The 18,244-nt window shown below is 49.9% G+C and carries 11 protein-coding genes and 2 pseudogenes; 6 read left to right on the top strand and 7 right to left on the bottom strand.

All coding sequences use genetic code 11. The annotated features are described in order from the left end of the window. Positions 1 to 47 precede the first annotated feature (47 nt). A pseudogene (locus NA986_RS04130) lies at positions 48 to 461 on the top strand (hypothetical protein); the annotation flags it as partial. Between the two features lies 1 nt (position 462). Here NA986_RS04130 and NA986_RS04125 read toward each other — a convergent pair. Then, positions 463 to 1,243: pseudogene (locus NA986_RS04125) on the bottom strand (hypothetical protein); the annotation flags it as partial. A gap of 935 nt (positions 1,244 to 2,178) precedes the next feature. Here NA986_RS04125 and NA986_RS04120 point away from each other — a divergent pair. Then, positions 2,179 to 3,087, top strand: coding sequence for a LysR family transcriptional regulator (locus NA986_RS04120; protein ID WP_001176641.1), 909 nt, complete (start codon positions 2,179 to 2,181; stop codon positions 3,085 to 3,087). Between the two features lie 173 nt (positions 3,088 to 3,260). Then, positions 3,261 to 4,241 carry an NAD(P)H-dependent flavin oxidoreductase gene (locus NA986_RS04115; protein WP_017441349.1) on the top strand — a complete coding sequence of 327 codons (981 nt, stop codon included), beginning with the start codon at positions 3,261 to 3,263 and terminating at the stop codon, positions 4,239 to 4,241. A 254-nt stretch (positions 4,242 to 4,495) separates the two neighbouring features. Here NA986_RS04115 and NA986_RS04110 read toward each other — a convergent pair whose 3' ends face one another. Next, positions 4,496 to 5,962: a hypothetical protein gene (locus NA986_RS04110; RefSeq protein ID WP_000987828.1), complete on the bottom strand. Its 1,467-nt coding sequence runs from the start codon at positions 5,960 to 5,962 to the stop codon at positions 4,496 to 4,498. 257 nt (positions 5,963 to 6,219) lie between these two features. Here NA986_RS04110 and NA986_RS04105 point away from each other — a divergent pair, with 257 nt between their 5' ends. The 3 genes from NA986_RS04105 (at position 6,220) to NA986_RS04095 (ending at position 10,037) form a co-directional block, all read left to right on the top strand. Further along, complete coding sequence (locus NA986_RS04105) at positions 6,220 to 7,227, top strand: LacI family DNA-binding transcriptional regulator (RefSeq protein ID WP_000201071.1); 1,008 nt, start codon at positions 6,220 to 6,222, stop codon at positions 7,225 to 7,227. A gap of 143 nt (positions 7,228 to 7,370) precedes the next feature. Beyond that, positions 7,371 to 8,822 (top strand): Na+/H+ antiporter NhaC, encoded by a 1,452-nt coding sequence (nhaC, locus tag NA986_RS04100; RefSeq protein ID WP_001276629.1) that lies wholly within the window; start codon positions 7,371 to 7,373, stop codon positions 8,820 to 8,822. A 12-nt stretch (positions 8,823 to 8,834) separates the two neighbouring features. Beyond that, positions 8,835 to 10,037 (top strand): MalY/PatB family protein, encoded by a 1,203-nt coding sequence (locus NA986_RS04095; RefSeq protein ID WP_070794015.1) that lies wholly within the window; start codon positions 8,835 to 8,837, stop codon positions 10,035 to 10,037. 112 nt (positions 10,038 to 10,149) lie between these two features. Here NA986_RS04095 and glgX read toward each other — a convergent pair whose 3' ends face one another. The 5 genes from glgX to hdeB form a co-directional block, all read right to left on the bottom strand. Then, positions 10,150 to 12,225 carry a glycogen debranching protein GlgX gene (glgX, locus tag NA986_RS04090; protein ID WP_001527713.1) on the bottom strand — a complete coding sequence of 692 codons (2,076 nt, stop codon included), beginning with the start codon at positions 12,223 to 12,225 and terminating at the stop codon, positions 10,150 to 10,152. Between the two features lie 56 nt (positions 12,226 to 12,281). Next, positions 12,282 to 14,810 (bottom strand): malto-oligosyltrehalose synthase, encoded by a 2,529-nt coding sequence (treY, locus tag NA986_RS04085; protein ID WP_198889110.1) that lies wholly within the window; start codon positions 14,808 to 14,810, stop codon positions 12,282 to 12,284. Further along, a complete protein-coding gene (gene treZ / locus NA986_RS04080) occupies positions 14,807 to 16,591 on the bottom strand; it encodes a malto-oligosyltrehalose trehalohydrolase (RefSeq protein WP_023244365.1) in 1,785 nt (594 codons plus the stop codon). The genes treY and treZ overlap by 4 nt, the downstream gene beginning before the upstream one ends. A 128-nt stretch (positions 16,592 to 16,719) precedes the next feature. Beyond that, on the bottom strand, positions 16,720 to 17,505 hold the full coding sequence (locus NA986_RS04075) for an OBAP family protein (RefSeq protein ID WP_000698598.1): 786 nt from the start codon (positions 17,503 to 17,505) through the stop codon (positions 16,720 to 16,722). A 142-nt stretch (positions 17,506 to 17,647) separates the two neighbouring features. Further along, positions 17,648 to 17,977, bottom strand: coding sequence for an acid-activated periplasmic chaperone HdeB (gene hdeB, locus NA986_RS04070; protein ID WP_001032161.1), 330 nt, complete (start codon positions 17,975 to 17,977; stop codon positions 17,648 to 17,650). Between the last annotated feature and the right edge of the window lie 267 nt (positions 17,978 to 18,244).

Below are 18,244 nucleotides of genomic sequence, written 5' to 3'. Positions count from 1 at the left end.
AAAAAGAGAGAAGAAGGGATAGGTAACACATATCCATATGTCCTGCAAACTGGGAAGCAATGCAAGTGCGTGTTGATCCTGTCTATCTGGACTTTTGCCAAAACATTTTATTGTCATCAGATGATGAACTAGTCCGCACCGGATTGATTACGCTATGCGATAAGCATCTTGAGTGGACTGATTTTCATAATAGCGATAAGCGTTGTTGCTTGACTGGCTATGAAATTCAGCGTCAGGATCTATTACTCTGGCCATTTGAATATCAGGCGGTAAAAAACTGGCGAGCACGTCAAGGGTTAAGTACACCAATGATTGAACATCCATTGATGAATAGTCCGATGACGACAGCGAATTGTCCTGACTTTTCGCAGTGGCAGCGTCCAGAGTGGTTCAATCCGTTAGTTGATTTTTTGGCGCAGCGCAGGCCTGAGCTGGCATTTTTACGACATCTCTTTATTTAAGTGAGCGATTATTGTCCCGTTTTCTCTGGACCTGGCGCGCAACTTCAAGCACATGACCCAGTCTTTTATTATCAATAATTGCGACGGGGTCCACCTCCGATAACAGGTCGAAGGTGGAATAGGGGAGCAGAACGTCATTCAGCCGCAGCTCCTTATGCTCGTCAGTATAATGCCAGACTTCGATATATTTACCGATGGCCCGGCGACTGTGCTCGCTGTCCTCAATCTGTGGATTCAGATTTCACAAACAGCAGGTGCATCAGGCGACTGGTGGCATCGTCAACATAGACAAGAGCAGTACAGGGTCGCCCCCGGTTTTCAAACCAGTGATGGTCACAGCCATCAATTTGTATCAGTTAGCCAGTACAAGACCGCCGGTAACGAGGCTGATGAATTTTCGGCGCACGTTGTCTGCGAGGGATCCAGATTCCGGCTTTTATCATGAGGCGTCGGATAGTTTCCTTGCCAAGAACCAGACCGTGAACTTCCTCCAGATTTTCCCGCGCCAGCGTGGGGTCAAAATCACGGTAGTGCTCCCGGATTATACGGAGTGCCTGATCTATCAGTGAAGTTGGCAACAGACGGTTACCAGCGCGGCCACGACTATGGTTGCTCATGCCAAGTGGTCCGAGTTGACGATAACGTTTCAGCAGCCGGCTGCAATGGCGTGGCGTAATGCCGGGCATCTCAGCAGCCTGACCGGGACGTAAATTGCGGTCGATGACATCCTGCAGGATTTTGAGGCGGTTGATTTCTTTCACTGGTGAACATCCCGGCGTCATGTATAGCCATAGAAAACGTCTCATCAGGAAAATGCGAGTCGTTGTTTAGATATACAGATCTGAGAACTATAGCCTGGACATTCCTATAAAATGAGCCACAAATAGACATTAGCATTGAGCCTCTACAAGATTAGTGCGCATAATGTATATTATGTTAAATGCACCAGAACATTTAAAAGACATGTTAAGGCGGCTGGATTCGTGCATGCCAAAAAACTTCTGGCCCATAAGTTTGCTCCCTTCCCTGCCGTGACGCTGCGCGAATTCTGTTGATTTGCACCCGCTATCCTGCACACGATTTCACGCAGCACACGCCGCGCAGGCATAAAAAAACCGGCCATTGTGACCGATTCGTCACTGTCAGTATGTCAGTCCAGGATGAAATCGTCGCGCAGCGTATCAGCGAGCGCGGTTGCAGATAACACGGCATCGCCTAGGACTCAACAGCCATTTCCGACAGTTCCCGTTTTAATGACGGGCTTTTTTCCAGATGACGGGCAATTTTCCTGCGCTGCGCTGACATGGACTAAAAAATCAATGGGAACCTCATTTCATGAGGTTTGATTATTCACTGTCTGCCATTGTCTTGCATTCATACTCGCCACCTACACTGGCGGCGGTCAAACATAATTCATCGGTTATCAGTTCGTATTTTAACGTCGCGCCTGGCATGACCTGCACATGCGTAACCGTATCGCCTGGCCTGTTTGTTTTTGTATACGACGCCGCCGAACATCCAAAAAAGTTGCGAAGAATTGGTAGCGATTCTACAAATGACATGTCTTACCTCAACCACCCGGTAAAAGTCATATATCGATAGCAGTATGTTACTCCAGATGAAACAATCGGTTCAGAAAGGGATATGTTCCAGCAGACAGGAATGTTATAAGGAGCTTCCCCCTTCGACACAAATAATGGTTGAGGACTGAGAACAGATGCAGCTGAATATGCTGGAAGCCATGAATATTTATGTCAATGTGGTAGAGCAAGGGAGCTTTATCCGCGCGGCGGAAGTGCTTGAGCTGCACCGCCCTGCTGTTACCCGCGCCGTTCAGAATCTGGAACATGATCTGGGCGTTAAGCTCCTGCACCGTACAACACGACAGGTCAGTATGACGGATGAAGGGGAAGAGTTTTACCAGCGTTGCCTGTCGCTCTTAAGCGAGCTGGACGACGTCCGGCGATTATTTTCCAGCACGCAACCGCCGAAAGGCCGCCTGCGCCTTGACGTCCCTATTACGCTCGCCCGGGCAGTCATCATTCCGGCTCTTGGAGATTTTCAGAACCGATACCCGGATATTGAGATTGTACTTGGCACGTCCGATCGCAAGATTGATTTGATTGCCGAGCGTGTGGACTGCGTCATACGACTTGGTGAGCTTAATGACTCCAGTTTTGTTGCCAGACGTCTGGGTACGGCAGCCATGGTGACTTGTGCTGCGCCATCTTATCTTGCGAAGCATGGCACGCCGCACTCTATCGATGAGCTGATGAAGTCCCACCGGGCTGTAAATTTTTTCAGTAATCACAGCCTGCAGATAATGGAGTGGAAATTCACGGTTGATGGCAGTATCGCGTCAATAAAAATTCCCTCCAGCATCCTGGTAGACAATTCAGAAGCGTTTCTTTCATGCGGGCTGGCGGGGTTGGGTGTTCTACACGGATTGCGTCCGTCTCTTGCACCCTTTATTGCCAGTGGAGAGCTGACAGAGATCCTCACTGATTTCCCGCCCCCGCCAAAACCGGTTTCACTGCTTTACCCGGATCGTCGGTATCTGGCACCTAAAGTCCGCGTATTCATCGACTGGCTGTGCGAGGTTTTTGGTCCGGATGCACATCTCTGATAACGCTCTTTCGTGCATATCCGACCTGACTATTGTTACTTTATCAGTAATTCTGTTTTAAAGATTGGATGGTTTTTCGTAACAATAAAGAGGCTTAAGATCTTCTTCAGATTAATTAACTACCACAGCTGCCTAAAAGGCTGGCTGAAAATTTGTTCGAAGGAGATCACGTCATGAAGTACAACCGTATCTGCCAGATCCTGGGTATCGAAAAACCTGTTATACAAGGCCCACTGTCCTGGCTTACCGATGCAAGACTGGTTGCAGCCGTAAGCAACGCCGGTGGTTTGGGTGTGCTTGGCCCAAATGCGGGCTTAACAGCGGAAACTGCTGTATCAACGCCTGAAGAAACAGCAGAAAAAATGCGTGAAGAAATTCGTAAAACCAAAAAACTTACCGAAAAACCATTCGGGGTGAACCTTATTCCAACCCCTGAAAACGACATCTGGACTCCGCCTATCCTACAGGTAATAAAGGAAGAGGGAGTAAAAGCTGTTGTTTATACCGGTTACGGAGAAGGAGCTATTATCACTTCGCTGTTTAATGAACTAAAAGAGTCGGGTATTGCAATTATTTACCGCGATATTAATCCGACACCTGAAAATACACGTTTAGCGGAAAAAGCCGGCGCCGACATTATTGTTGCAACAGGTTTTGATGAAGGTGGCACATTGCCTGGCACCGCGCTTGGCACCTTTTCGATCGTGCCGCTGATTGCGGACTCGGTGCAAAGTGTTCCCGTCATGGCTGCAGGCGGGATTGCCGATAGCCGTACCGCCCGTGCTGCCCATGCGCTGGGAGCAGAGGGTGTCTTTGCTGGTTCGGTGTTTATTGGGACAGAAGAAAGCCGTGTGCCGCAGTCAGTAAAGGATAAAATCATTAATGCTAACGGCCTGGATTTGCTGCTTTTCCGTACCCTGCCAGATTACTACCGCTCACTTCCTGGCAAGCTGGCTGACAAGCTCGTGTCGATGGATAAAGCTGGTGCAAGCAATGAAGAACTGGCCCAGACGATGGGAGGTTTACGAGGGTTGCGTATCGGCATGCTGGAAGGTAATACAGATGAAGGATACATTGCGCTGGGCACGGGCATTGGAAATATCCGCAGCATCAAGAGCGTAGCTGAGGTCGTGAACGAGCTGGCTATTTGTTAAGGGCAGTACTGACTGCAAAAGCAATCGAACTTTGCGAAACGGCCTGGCGCGCAGCGGCCCTCTGACACAAGATGTGGTAGTGTTTTCAGACATTGAAACGCCATAGGATGTATTCCTCCCCTACCCTGTGACTACCGGCTCACCACCGGACAAGCCGCTGTGCTTATCAGCAAAGCCGAAATGATTGTTTGAGTAACTTTACGACAATTGCTTCAAAAACTGACTTCCGCTACCAGACGGTATACACAGTATGACTATTTCTTTTTATATGCCCCATACAAAAGCGATACGGGTGTTTTTTCTAATATCTGGATTTCATTTTTATGTGCTTTATGTTCACTAAAAATATCTGCCAGACTTTTACCTCCAAAGGCCAGGCCAATTCCCGTTGCTGCTGCTGAAAGTAATGTCAATTGCGGCATGGCAAGTGAAGCTATACCTAACGTGGCTGTTCCTGCAAAAATTAATCCAGATGAGATCTTTTTTTTCTTTGAATTTTTAATGGCTGATTCATGCGACTTTCCATACTCTTCGACCACATTGATTAAATGTTTTGAAAAATTATTTGCCGCATCTTGCATTTGATCTGGTGTTTTTCCTTGCAAGTCATGCCTTGAGATTCTTAGTTCATGCCTTAAGGATTCCAGTTGACCTCTTTCTCTAATCTTTTTTAATTCCAGATCGGAAAGCGCAGTAAGGAATTTTACTTCCGCGGCTGAAAGACCCATTGTAATCGCTTGCTCTTCAGAAGAAAGAGGATTTAATTTACCATAATCCTTGACCAACTGCTCCGTAGTCCATTCATGTAAAAACATATGGTTACTATAAATAACCGGATCAATGCCTAATAGTGTTGCCGATAATTGAGTTGATCGTTGTGCATAAATTGCACCTTCAACCTTACCCAGTAAGGTTGCTATAGCTGACGGCAGATCGTAATCCAGAAGATCTACCTCTCTTGTTGTAAAACTCTTTAAATCTGTATCGTAAACCCAGACTTCTTTTTCGATGTTATTGAAATTATTAAGCAATGTTTTTAATAATTCTTTATTTGTTAGGATCTTCTGGAATGTTTCTTCATTTCTCCCAAAGTGCTCAAGAAACGCTAAATAAGTAGCGTAATCCATTTTTCTATCTTTAAAAAAGAGCTGGCTTAGAAAAGCGGCAGATTGTTCATGATTGCGTTCTTTATCAAAATCCAGTAATTCAGGAACGATTAGAAAAATTGGATAATCATCATCAATAGTCATAAACGGGATGGCGCGAAATAGATTAGAAACATGTTCAAGTAATACCAACCTGCGCATGCGGACATAACTATTATCTGGTGGCAATGACAAAAATGAATGCAGAGAGCTAAGAGAAGGAAAATGTAATGGATCAACCATTATGATGCTATCAAAATAAATTCCAAGAGATCTAAGATGATTAGATATGTTATAACCAAAGCGTTGAATCGGAAGTAATAATCGATAACTTTTAGACGCCCGAACTTCTGTTATAAGCGCCGCGGCGTGAGTATCCCAAAATTTATTTAGCAACACAATTAGGTTTGTAAGTTGATTATCTAACTCGGGAGAGCTAATTAGCTCTTTCAGGATGAATCTACGTAATTCTTTTAGTTCTAAATTTCTGAATGCATATTTATATTTTTCAGAAAAAGCGTTTTCCATCAATAAAACATATTCATTCTGTATGCTTTTTGTAATACTACTCATCATCTATCTCCGAACCACCACGCAACGATTTCCCAGTGTAGTGGTTCTTATCATGTGTATATTGTTAGTCATGTTATCGTAGAAAATTCAGTGGTCAATAACTCATTGAGGTAGCTACTAAAATTTGCAGTTACCAGGATTTAGGATGATTTTAAAAATGTTTATAAATTCAGGCTGCGCCGCAGTGATTGCACTGATTTCCACGTAACATGATAATCAATGGCTTTGATACCCTTTAAACGAACAAATATGAGCTTAACATGGCGACAATAAAGGATGTTGCATCTTTGGCCGGTGTATCAACCGCGACTGTATCACGTGTCATTAACCAGACCGCGTGGGTTGAACCCGTCACGCGCGAACGTGTAGAGAAAGCCATGCGCGATCTCAATTATCGCCGGAATGCCGCCGCTATCGCGCTGGCGAAACGTAGCGGCGATATGCTCGGATTGTTAACCGGCAATCTGGCTGATCCTTTTTTTGCCCACCTTGCTCGCGGCGTAGAAGATGTTTCTCGTAAGCAGCAGTATCGCTTGATGGTATGTAGCGGCGGCCACGACGAAGAAATGGAAAAAGCGGGACTGGATTTTCTGGTTAATCAAGGCTGTGAGGCTATTGTTGTACACGCCAGCCGATTACCGGATAAAGAGCTGCTGCGCTACGCAGCCCACTTTCCAGCGCTGGTTGTTGTTAATCGTTATATCGCCGGTATGGCCAACCGGTGTATCTGGCTGGAAAATCGCAGCGCCGCCAGGGAAGCGACCCGATATCTCCTGGCGAACGGGCATCGGCGCATTGCCTGTGTGACATCTGACTTGCCAATTATCGATCGTCAGGAACGCCTTGATGGTTACCGTGAGGCGCTGGAAGAATATGGTATTTCTCCAGACCCTCGCTGGGTGATTAGCGTTCCGTTTAACGAAGAAGGCGGCGAGCGGGCCGCGCATCAACTTATTAATAGCGGGCTTCCCCTTACGGCAGCGGTCACGTTTAACGATGTGATGGCCGCTGGCATTATGCGTATTCTTCATCAACGCGGCGTTCAGCTTCCGCAACAGCTCTCTATTGTCGGCTTTGATGATGTGGTGCTGGCCCGGTATCTTTATCCGGCGTTAACAACAATGCATTATCCGGTCGAACAAATGGCGCGTTGTGCCGCGCAACTGGCGATACAGTTATACCAGGGCATTACGCCGCCGCCCAGCAGCAATCATTTCAATGCCGAACTGGTGATCCGCGATTCTGTCGCGCCCTATTTTTCACGATGAATGCGTCGTCAACAGTAAAAACTGTGATGACTATCAAATTAACCCTTCTCATGTAATCGGTTACATGGACGAAAGTAATGGATCACAGTAGTGAGAAGCGTATCCCCCTACCCTTGAGCTACCTTACTGACCGGAGCTCCATTATGAGTGCATCACAAAACAAGAAGAAAACGCTGTCATTGGGTTTAGCGCTAATCCCAGTCATCTCCATGTTGTTATTGTTGATTATCGGTTACGGCATCATGGGGCTACGTATCGAACCGCTCCTTCTGTGCTCTGCGGCGGTAGCGGCAGGCATTGCATGGTGGCAAGGATACTGTTGGGAAGACATCATCAACTCAGTGGTGGATAAGCTGGCTAAAGCAATGCCGGTTATCATGATCCTGATCTGCGTGGGTGGTTTGATTGGCACCTGGATGTTTAGCGGCACCATTCCCTACATGGTGTACTGGGGGCTAAAACTCATAAGCCCGGAATATATTTTGATTGCAGCCTTCTTTTTAACCAGCGTGGTCTCCGTCTGTACCGGTACATCGTGGGGGTCCGCCGGGACGGTTGGCGTTGCGTTAATGGGGGTTGCCGCCGGGCTGGACGTGTCTCTTGCAGCAGCAGCTGGCGCCGTCGTTTCTGGCGCTTATTTCGGCGACAAAATCTCACCGTTGTCCGACTCGACTAACTTTGCCGCGATTGTCGCAGACACTACTCTGTTTGAGCATATTCAGCATTTACTTTGGACGACCCTGCCAAGTTTCCTGCTTGCCGCCGTGGTTTATCTTATCGCCGGACACAGTAATATGCTGGGCGAGGTGGCCACGCCGCAGCGCGTTACGGACATCATCCACTCGCTGGAGTCGCTATACCATTTTAATATTGTTCTTATTTTGCCGCCGGTGATCGTACTGTGGGGCGCAATTCGCAAGAAGCCTGTCATCCCATTAATGTTAAGCGCCTGCGTACTTGCCTTGTTCCTCGGCGTCATCATGCAGGGACTGAGCATCAAACAGGGACTGGACGCTTTCATTGATGGATTTGATATCGCCATGTTCCCACAAGGCGCAGAAGGTGTCGTGGCCGATGTTCCGCGCCTGCTAAACCGGGGCGGAATGTTCTCGATGATGGGAACAATACTGTTAGTTTTCTGCGCTTTTTCATTTGCCGGAGCGCTAACGTTAACCGGCGCGTTAACGATCATCATTAACCGACTGCTGACCATTATTCATAGCGTTGGTCAACTCATTGCCGCCACTATCGGCACCACAATTTTGGTCACAGGAGCGACCAGCGACGGTAAACTGGCATTGTTAGTTCCCGCCGAACTGTTTAAAGATGCCTATCGTCGTATGGGGCTGGATACTAAAAACCTTTCACGGACGATAGAAGATGCCGGTACCGTTATCGAACCTCTCCTGCCGTGGACCTCGGCTGGCGTCTACATGGCAACCACGCTGGGCGTTAGCACGCTTGATCTTCTGCCCTGGGCTATCCAGTGCTATGCGGCAATCTTCTTCGCATTAATTTATGGTTTTAGCGGAATTGGTATTGCCAGAACCGCCCCCGCCTCAGAAAAGTCGCCGCAATCGTCAGTGACGGAATAATAAGGAAACAAGATGGATTTTAACCAGATTATCAATCGCAACAATACTGGTTCGGTAAAGTGGGATTTTATTGAGCGCCACTTTGGCGACGGCGCTGGAAAACTGCTGCCGATGTGGGTTTCTGATTTCGATTTTGCCTGCCCGCCTGAGGTTCAGGCGGCATTACATCAGCGAATCGAGCACGGCGTATTTGGCTATAGCGAACGCGATGAGGCCTATTTTAACGCCCTGCTTCACTGGTTTTCGTCACGCCACCAGCTCACGTTAAAACAGGAATGGGTATGCAGCGTGGAAGGCGTCGTACCAGGGTTGGCGCTCTTAGTGCAAATGTTGACGCATCCAGGCGACGGCGTAGTGGTACAGGGGCCATACTATGGCTCCTTCGCCAAAGTAATCACGCTTAATGGTAGAAAACTGCTGGAGAATCCCCTTAGCGAGTCGCCGGACGACGGCTACCAGATGGATTTTTGCCAACTGGAAAGGCTGTTTCGCCATGAGCGCCCTCCGCTGATGATTTTGTGTAATCCACATAATCCAACCGGGCGTTGCTGGTCGGCCAACGAGCTGGAGCAACTGCTTTTATTATGTGAAGCTTATGATGTCACTCTCATCTCGGATGAAATATGGGCCGATCTATTGCTGCCCGGCGAAACCTTTACCTCGGTACTGCATTTAGGGGAGCGCTGGCATAAACGGGTCATCTCCGCCACTGCGGCCAGCAAAACGTTTGGCTTATCGTCGTTGCGAATTTCTAATTTTCTCATTCCCGAGCCTACGCTTCGCCAGCGTTTCCTGTCTCGTCTGGACGCTCATGGGTTGGACGTCTTTAACGCTCTCTCCGTTCAGGCGGCGACTACCGCATGGAATGAAAGCAGACAGTGGCTGGATTCGCTACTGGATTACCTGGCGGAAAACCGCCGCTGGTTTGTTGAACAGGCGACAGAGCACCTTCCCTGGGCAAGAATTGTCCCGGCGCAGGGAACCTATTTATTATGGATGGATTGTAAAAAACTGGGACTGGATGACGAACAGCTAAAATGGGTGATGGCGGATGTCGCGGGTATTGCTCCTTCAATGGGCAGCGGCTTTGGCCCGGCGGGCAGCGGTTTTATCCGTTTAAATCTGGGATGTCCACGTACCTACCTTGAAATGGCAATAGACGGCCTGAAGCGAATATCGGTGAAGACAATCAAAGGAATACCAACAGGCGGATGAATTTTTCGGGCGGTAAACTGACAACGGTGTTATTTCTGCGGCATGATATCGCCTGAGCGCCAGTAAAAAACCGGCCATCAAGGCCGGTTGGGTCCGGAGCGCGGTTTCACTATCAGGGGCGTCTGAATAACACGATGCTGCGCCCGGCCAGATCGAAATCCATTTCTTCGGTAATCCGCATTCCCTGCTGCGCGTTATCGGCAGTCGTCAGTTCAAGTACCCAGCCGCCTTCTCCCCACATCGGAATACGGAACGGTACGCTGCCTTCAAACGGATTGAAAAGCAGTAAGGCGTCATGCCAGATCCCCGCTTCCGGCTGGAGATCGGGACGACTAATGCATACGCCTATGGTCGATCCCTCATCCCATTGTTCGGATTGCTGCGCCCCTCCGCCGGCGTTAAACCAGCGGATCTCCAGACCGTCACGCCAGCTCTCCCGGCGCAGCAACGGTTGCGTGGCGCGCAGTTGAATCAGATGACGGGTAAACTCTCGTAGCGCATTGGCGGTTTCCGGCAAATTATCCCAGTGGACCCACGATATTTCACTGTCCTGACAGTAGCCATTATTATTGCCCATCTGACTGCGGCCAAACTCATCGCCCGCTAATAACATCGGCGTGCCGTGCGAGAAAAGCAAGGTGGTCAGGAAATTGCGTTTCTGTTGCTCGCGTATCGCATTGATGCCCTCGTCGTCGGTTGGCCCTTCTGCGCCATAGTTACAGGAGCGGTTATCATTATGCCCGTCATTATTATCTTCGCCATTGGCTTCATTATGTTTGTCGTTATAAGACACCAGATCGTTCAGCGTGAAGCCGTCATGGGCAGTAATAAAGTTAACGCTTGACCAGGGGCGACGGCCGCGCAAATCATAGAGATCGCCGGAACCCAGCAGGCGTGCGGCGAAATCATTTGTGACGTTGTCACCTTTCCAGTATTCGCGTACCGTATCGCGGTATTTATCATTCCATTCGCCCCACCCTGGTGGAAAGCCGCCAACCTGATAGCCGCCCGGTCCGATATCCCAGGGTTCGCCAATCAGTTTCAGTTTTGCCAGCACCGGGTCTTGCGTTACCGCATCAAAAAAGCCGCCTCTCTGATCAAAGCCTTCCGGCTCACGACCAAGAATGGTGCCCAAATCAAAACGAAAGCCGTCGACATGCATTGACTCCGCCCAATAGCGAAGGGAATCCATCACCATTTGCAGTACCCGTGGATGAGAGGTATTGACGGTATTACCTGTCCCTGTATCGTTAATGTAATAGCGATGCTGATCGGGCATCGTGCGATAGTAAGAGAAGTTATCGATACCTTTAAATGACAGCGTGGGGCCAAGTTCATTCCCTTCTGCCGTATGGTTATAGACCACGTCCAGTATCACTTCGATGCCGGCATCATGGAAAGCGCGCACCATATCGCGGAATCCCTGAATACCTTTTGGACCATAGTAGCGCGTCGCTGGCGCAAAAAAGCCCAGCGAGTTGTATCCCCAGAAATTTTTCAGCCCTTTATCGAGCAGATGCTGATCGTCCGGGAACCAGTGAACGGGTAAAAGCTCGACGGAGGTAATCCCCAGACTTTTAATGTAATCCACGCTGGCTTTATGCCCCATGCCCTCAAACGTACCGCGTAGAGGCTCAGGGATCGCGGAATTAAGCTGGGTAAAGCCTTTTACATGCGTTTCATAAATAATGGCGTTCGACCACGGTATGGAAGGCCGTTGTCTATCCTCCCAATTCGCCTCAGCCGGATCAATCACCCGGCATTTAGGCGTAAATGGCGCGCTATCCTGGTCATCAAAGGTCAAATCTTTATCGTCATGAAGTAATTGATACGCGAAATGCGCATCGTTCCACTGAATATCGCCCACCAGCTCACGGGCATAAGGGTCAATAAGCAGCTTGTTGGGGTTAAAACGATGACCATTTTCCGGGTCATAAGGACCGTAAACGCGGTACCCATACAGCGCGCCGGGCTGCAACTTCGGGACATAGCCGTGCCATATTTCGTCGGTATATTCCGGTAACTCCAGACGAGCGATTTCATGCTCCCCGCTCGGATCGTAAAGGCAAAGCTCGACGCGTTCCGCATGGGCGGAAAAAATAGCGAAATTCACGCCTTCGCCGTCATAATTTGCGCCAAGCGTATGGCTGTATCCTGATCTGATTTCAAAAGCCCTGTTTGTTGTCATTCTCTTTCTCCACCCACGGTAAACGTTGTCCTGTCACGGCACATCAACACATAAACTCAGTCGCTCATTAAAACCAGTACGCCGCCCTGATGTGAGGCCAACGACAGGCGTTCACCAGGCATTAACCTCTCCTGGGTAAGCACATTGCGATAATGATGCTGATTAAGCTGTCCGGGTATAATAATGTCGGTTCCTGCCCAGAAACCGCTATGCGATTGTGACAATAAGCCGTCACATTCGGCGAACACTAGTCGGGGCGCAACAACAATCAGCGCATCATCATGATTGACTCTGGCGTAAGCGATGACCTTGTCGGCACGCTGACCAACAGCCCGCAGCGGTATATAGTCGCCAAAACGGAAGAGCTCATGATTCTGCTGACGCAAACGCAGTAATGCAGCTGTGACATACTGATTCACCTGCCCGTTCAGCCAACTCTCTTCGCGCGAGAAAACTCCCGGCGTTAGTTGGTCTAACTGCTGCGCCAGCATGGCGAAATCCGGTTCGCGGCGGTTGTCGGGATCGACAAGACTAAAATTCAACGCCTCGCTCCCCTGATAGATATCAGGTACCCCCGGCGCGGTTAATTTGATAACGGTCTGCGTCAGGCTGTTAACCAGCCCTGCGCGGATGAAGGGTTGCAAGGAACGATAAAAATCCTGCAAAAATGTCTGATTATCCGGTGCCAGTAAATAACGGGCGTAATCAAGCATTGCCGTTTCGTAAGCCTCATTACTGTCCACCCAATCGGTACGCAGCTTCGCTTCGCGTAGCGCTTTCTCCACAAAGGCTTCAAAGCGTGTTTTCAGCGCGTTTAGGCCTGTTTCGTCCTGTGGTTGTAGCACCGGGGGCCAGACGCCGGTCAGCGCCTGATATAACATCCACGTATCCGCCGATTTTGGCGCAGTGCCATCATTCAAAAATTTGACATGGGTCTGGTTCATCTGCCGCCAGCGGGCAAGGCATTCGCTCCACTGCTCCGGCGCTTCGGTAAGCGTATACAGCCGTGCTCGCGCATCCTCGCCTCGCTTGGTATCGTGGGTCGACGTACCGGATAACGCATCAGGCTGTCGCGCCTGTCGGGTTTTCATCTCATGGTGAAAGCGTTCGATGGAGAAGTGATGCGTGACGGGCTCGGCGCCGACTTCATTTAACGCCAGTCCCATGTTTTGACGAAAGAAAAGCGTATCCTCTACCGATTTCGCCATCAGCGGACCGGTGAGTTGTTGGAATCGAACGCGAAACTGTGTCGCCTCCTCCTGGCTGGAGGCGGGAACATCGCCGGTAAGAAGGTGGCTCAGAAATGTAAGCGCTTCTGGCTGCGGAGGATTTTCAAGCGTCTTTACCCGTTCCACAATACGGTGTAACAGGCAAATATCGGTCGGCGGTAGCCCTTCTGCCGTGCCGTAAGTGCGATATACGGGAAAGGCAATTAATAACTCGCGTAACGCCTGCCGAACGACGCTCTCTTCCTGTGCGATCTGTAGCTCGCTGGCAATCGACAGCGCAAGCGCGAGCAGCCGGGTAAATTCCCCCTCGAAATTGCGATCGACCATCAGCAATTTAGCCGCCCGTAATTCCGCCCGCATATCCACTGGCGTGCCTTTAACGGTCTCGTAAGCCTGGCGCAGATTGTCTATCTGCTCATCGTCAACCAGCACCTCCGCCAGAGAGGCGATAAATTCATAGCCTGTGGTGCCGGAAACCGGCCAGTCATCAGGAAGTTGCTCGCCTTTAGCGAGAATTTTTTCCACGGTGATATAGCACGCCGGCCCCACTTCCTGACGTAAACGCGCAAGATAGGCTTTCGGATCGGCAAGGCCGTCGATATGATCGATACGTAAACCGTCAACCGCCCCTGTTCTGACCAGCTCCAGAATCAGCCGATGTGTATCGTCGAAAACGGTTTTATCTTCCACCCGCATTCCTACCAGCCCTGTGACCTCAAAGAAACGCCGATATGAAAGCGAGCGAGCGGCATCGCGCCAGGACATTAATTTCCACGGCTGGCGCTCATGCAAATCAGCAATAGCGGCTTTATCGGTAAGCGCCAGTATTTCGGCCTCGCGCCCCTGCCATGTCGCCGGCGCAAGCGGATAATAGTTATCATAATAGGCGAACGCGGGTTTACCCGTAGCGGGATCGGGCTTGATCGCAATTTCTCCGTTTTCCAGCACGGCGTCAAACGTGTCGCCTAAAAAAGGCAGCGTCAGTCGGCGCGACCAGTCAATATCGAAATGGCGCGCGTAACGGCTCTCCTTGCCATATTCAAGCACGTCGCGCCACCAGGCGTTTTCCAGCGAGCTGGCCATGTGATTAGGCACAATATCGATGATCAATCCCAGCCCTTGCGCTTTAAGTTCGGCCACCAGTCTTTCAAATCCTTCGCGCCCGCCAATAGAGGGCTCAATCTCATTCGCATCGGTGACATCATAACCATGCGTTGACGCTTTGGTGGCGGTAAAGATGGGTGAGGCATAAAGATGGCTGATACCCAGATTTTTAAGGTAAGGCACCAGCGCCGCAGCGCGGTCGAAGGTCATGCCATTGCGAAACTGAAGACGATACGTTGCAGTTGGGATCATGATGCAGACTCTCCCTGGGCTAAGCGGACAATAAGAGAATGTTGGGAAAGCGACCCGGTGGATTCATTCGGCCAGGCGAAGAGGGTCTTACCCGGTAAATCGGGCAGCAATACCGTCGTGGCGCTAATATTCAGCGCCAGTGACAGTGTTCCTCCCGGAAAACGCCAGCTAACGGCAATAAACCCGGGCGCGGTTTGCAATACCGTTCCTGAGCTCTCACGGGCAGCGGACAACAGCGGCACGATATGCTTCTGGCGCAAAAGCAGTAGTTCGCGGGTAAACGCCAGCCACGCTTTACCCTCTTCACTGTGCTGTTGCTTCCAGTTAAGTTTTGAGCGTTGAAAGGTCTCTGGCGCATTCGGGTCCGGAACATTTTCCCCTGCATGATCGGCAAACTCTTTTGCGCGACCTTCACGAACGGCGCGGGCTAAATCCCCATGGAAATCGGTAAAAAAAAGAAAAGGACGGCTTTCGCCATACTCTTCGCCCATAAAAAGCAGCGGAATATGCGGTGAAAGCAGCAACGTGGCGAGCAATACTTTTGTTCGTTCAGCGCCCGCCAGGGTTATCAGTCTGTCGCCCTGGGCGCGGTTACCGACCTGATCGTGGTTCTGAATAAAATCCACAAAGGCGACCGGGGGTTGTCCGGTACTTTTTACGCCGCGAGGTTCGCCGGTTTGCGGTGAAATTTCTCCCTGATAAGCGAATCCTTCGGCCAGCGCTCTTGCGAGGTGTTTTTCCGGGGCATCAGCAAAATCATTGTAGTAGGCCTGGGTCTCTCCGGTCGCAAAAACGTGGACGGCATTATGAAAATCGTCATTCCATTCGGCGGTAAACAGCGGCGCATTGCCATCCTGATCACGGGGATGCAGAGAAATAATATTGCGGCTATCTTCGGTAGTCAGATGAATGGGTCTGTCGGTAATGTCTTCCCGAATACGTTGTGCGATTTCAACCAGCACATGCCTGGCGCTACTGTCCTCAATCTGATCGATAGCGTCAAAGCGTAAGCCGTCGAGATGGTATTCTGTCAGCCAGTATAACGGCGCCTCGATGATATAGCGCCGCACGGCGTCGACATCATAGGCGATACCATTTCCCCACGGTGTCATGCGCTCTTTGTGGAAAAACGCCGGCGCCAATAGCGGTAAATAATTTCCCTCCGGGCCGAAATGGTTCAGCACAATATCCAGGACGACGGAAAGACCATACCCATGCGCGGCGTCAATAAACGCTTTGAAATCATCCGGCGTCCCATAGGCAGAATGCGGCGCGTAAAGCAGTACGCCGTCATAGCCCCAGCCGCGCTCGCCGCCAAATTGCGCAACGGGCATCACTTCAATAACGGTAACGCCGAGTTCAGCGAGATAAGGCAGCTTCGCTATTGCGGCGCGGAAGGTGCCTTCCGGAGTGAACGTGCCTGTATGCATCTCATACACCACGGCCTGCTCCCAACGGCTACCTTTCCACCCGGTGTTGCGCCACGCGTAGCTGCCTGGATCAACCACATATGACGGACCGTTGACGTCAGTTTTTTGGGCGCGGGAAGCCGGATCGGGGACCACCATGCCATCGCTGAGTACAAAGTTATACTCCGTACCTGGCGTCACCCCGGAGACGTCCAGCGTAAACCAGCCGTCACCACTCGCCTGCATTTCCTGGTCTTTACCCGCAAGCCTGAGCATAACCTTTTGCTGACCGGTGGCCCAAAGACGAAAGCGGACGACATCAGCGGCGATATATTCAGCTCCCCAGCTTTTGCAAAAAATTTTTGAACTCATTTGTCGCTCCGTTTAACCCATAACCTCTACAGCATCCGAAAAACAAGCATAGACTATGGGGCTAATTTTTACGTGACACTGTCACTTAACAGGCATTCTTTTTCCTATCTGCGTGTAAAACCGTGGAATTATTGTCGGGATTGCTCAGATGTACCGAAGTGCGCGGTATCGCCTCGCCCGTGTTCGCCAGAGCCCTGAACACGCTGTAGCTGGATAACCTCTCCCTGCTCCCAGGCGTTAGCCCCTTTAACAACGGGATGTTCAGGCAGATCCTGCCGCTCGCGTTTAATGGCCTGGGTATCAATTCCCAGACGGCGATCCCGATCGGCCAGCAGCGCGGGGTCAAGCTGCCCGTCGCCAGTAAAGCCCATCATCAGCGCAGGGATACCCATTGGCAGGGTTTTATCCCGGTCGGTATGCCAGGTGTGCCAGGTCTTGCCATAAGTATTAACAATCTTACTCATCAAGGCCTTATCAGCGACCTGCGGTAAGCCAGGCGCCACCAGGCTACCGGATTTCACCTCGTACTGGTGGCTGTGCCACAGTTTTTTCTCCTCGGGAGGAAGCGTTTTAAATAAACGTTCGCTGATAATGTACTCCACCCCCATCAGGCGCGCGTTTTTCGTGTTGCCGTCGTAAATCACCGCCTGCATGACATCTTCGTTCAGGACGGTAACGTAATGGTGCGCTTCCATCTGTCCGTTTTTATCACCGCTATAAAAATGGAACCCGTCAAGGTAGGTACTGATGGCATCGACAGGTGGTCTGGATTGAATAGCCGCCGCGCCTGTTTCCAGGGTACGTAATTTGGCAGAGGTTTTTTCCCCGGGAATAGGCGTTTGCGGCGGCGTATTATTGGCGCCGCATCCGGCCAGAAAAGGAATGATAAAGAGTGCCAGCGGTAAAATTTTCATTAGGTCTCCATATAGTGAAAGGGCTCTAATGAAAATAGTGCAATACCACGTGATTGGTAGAAGAAATGGAAGATGTTATTTGTGACGGTGTCACAAATAGTAAAACCCGACACACAGGCCGGGTTTTGATATCAGTTTACTCTTATTTTGAGAGTTCTTTCTTGATTTCGTCTTTTATTTTGCTTAATTCACTCTGCGGGTTTTTCTTACAAAGCTCAACGGCTAGCGGCACTGCTGTCGTCTCAGTTTCCTGGAAATCTACGTAGTCCCCGCCTTTAAAATCTTCATCTTCATTCAGCACCCAGAAAGCGACTGGCGCCATCGTCTGCGGATTGAGGTCAACAAACTCCTGGCAGCTCATACCTTTAGGCGTAACGTTTGTTTTAGTAGTATCTGTTGCCGCATTCACGCTAACACTGGTTACCAGCGCTGCCACGATAATACCTGCTGTAGCAAGGGAGAATTTATTCATTGTTGTTGCTCCAATAATTATATAAATAACCTCTACATCTGCGCGTTAACCCGTTAATGTAGAACGCAGAAAATAATACCCCTCCTCTCTCAGGAATAAAGATCACCCTCCGCGATATGGCTATTATTGATATTTACGTTGACTGATTTTGATGTTTGATGAATAAAGCAACATGGCGAGCAGATTTTAAGGCGAAAAAGTAGACCACGACAATAGCCACAGACGTGGTCTACGGCACGTTGAGGTGATAGAAATACGGCAGGATCT

It is taken from the genome of Salmonella sp. NW177, from assembly GCF_051811585.1.
Taxonomy (GTDB): Bacteria; Pseudomonadota; Gammaproteobacteria; order Enterobacterales; family Enterobacteriaceae; genus Salmonella; species Salmonella enterica.
This window is presented reverse-complemented; position numbering and strand designations above follow the sequence as displayed.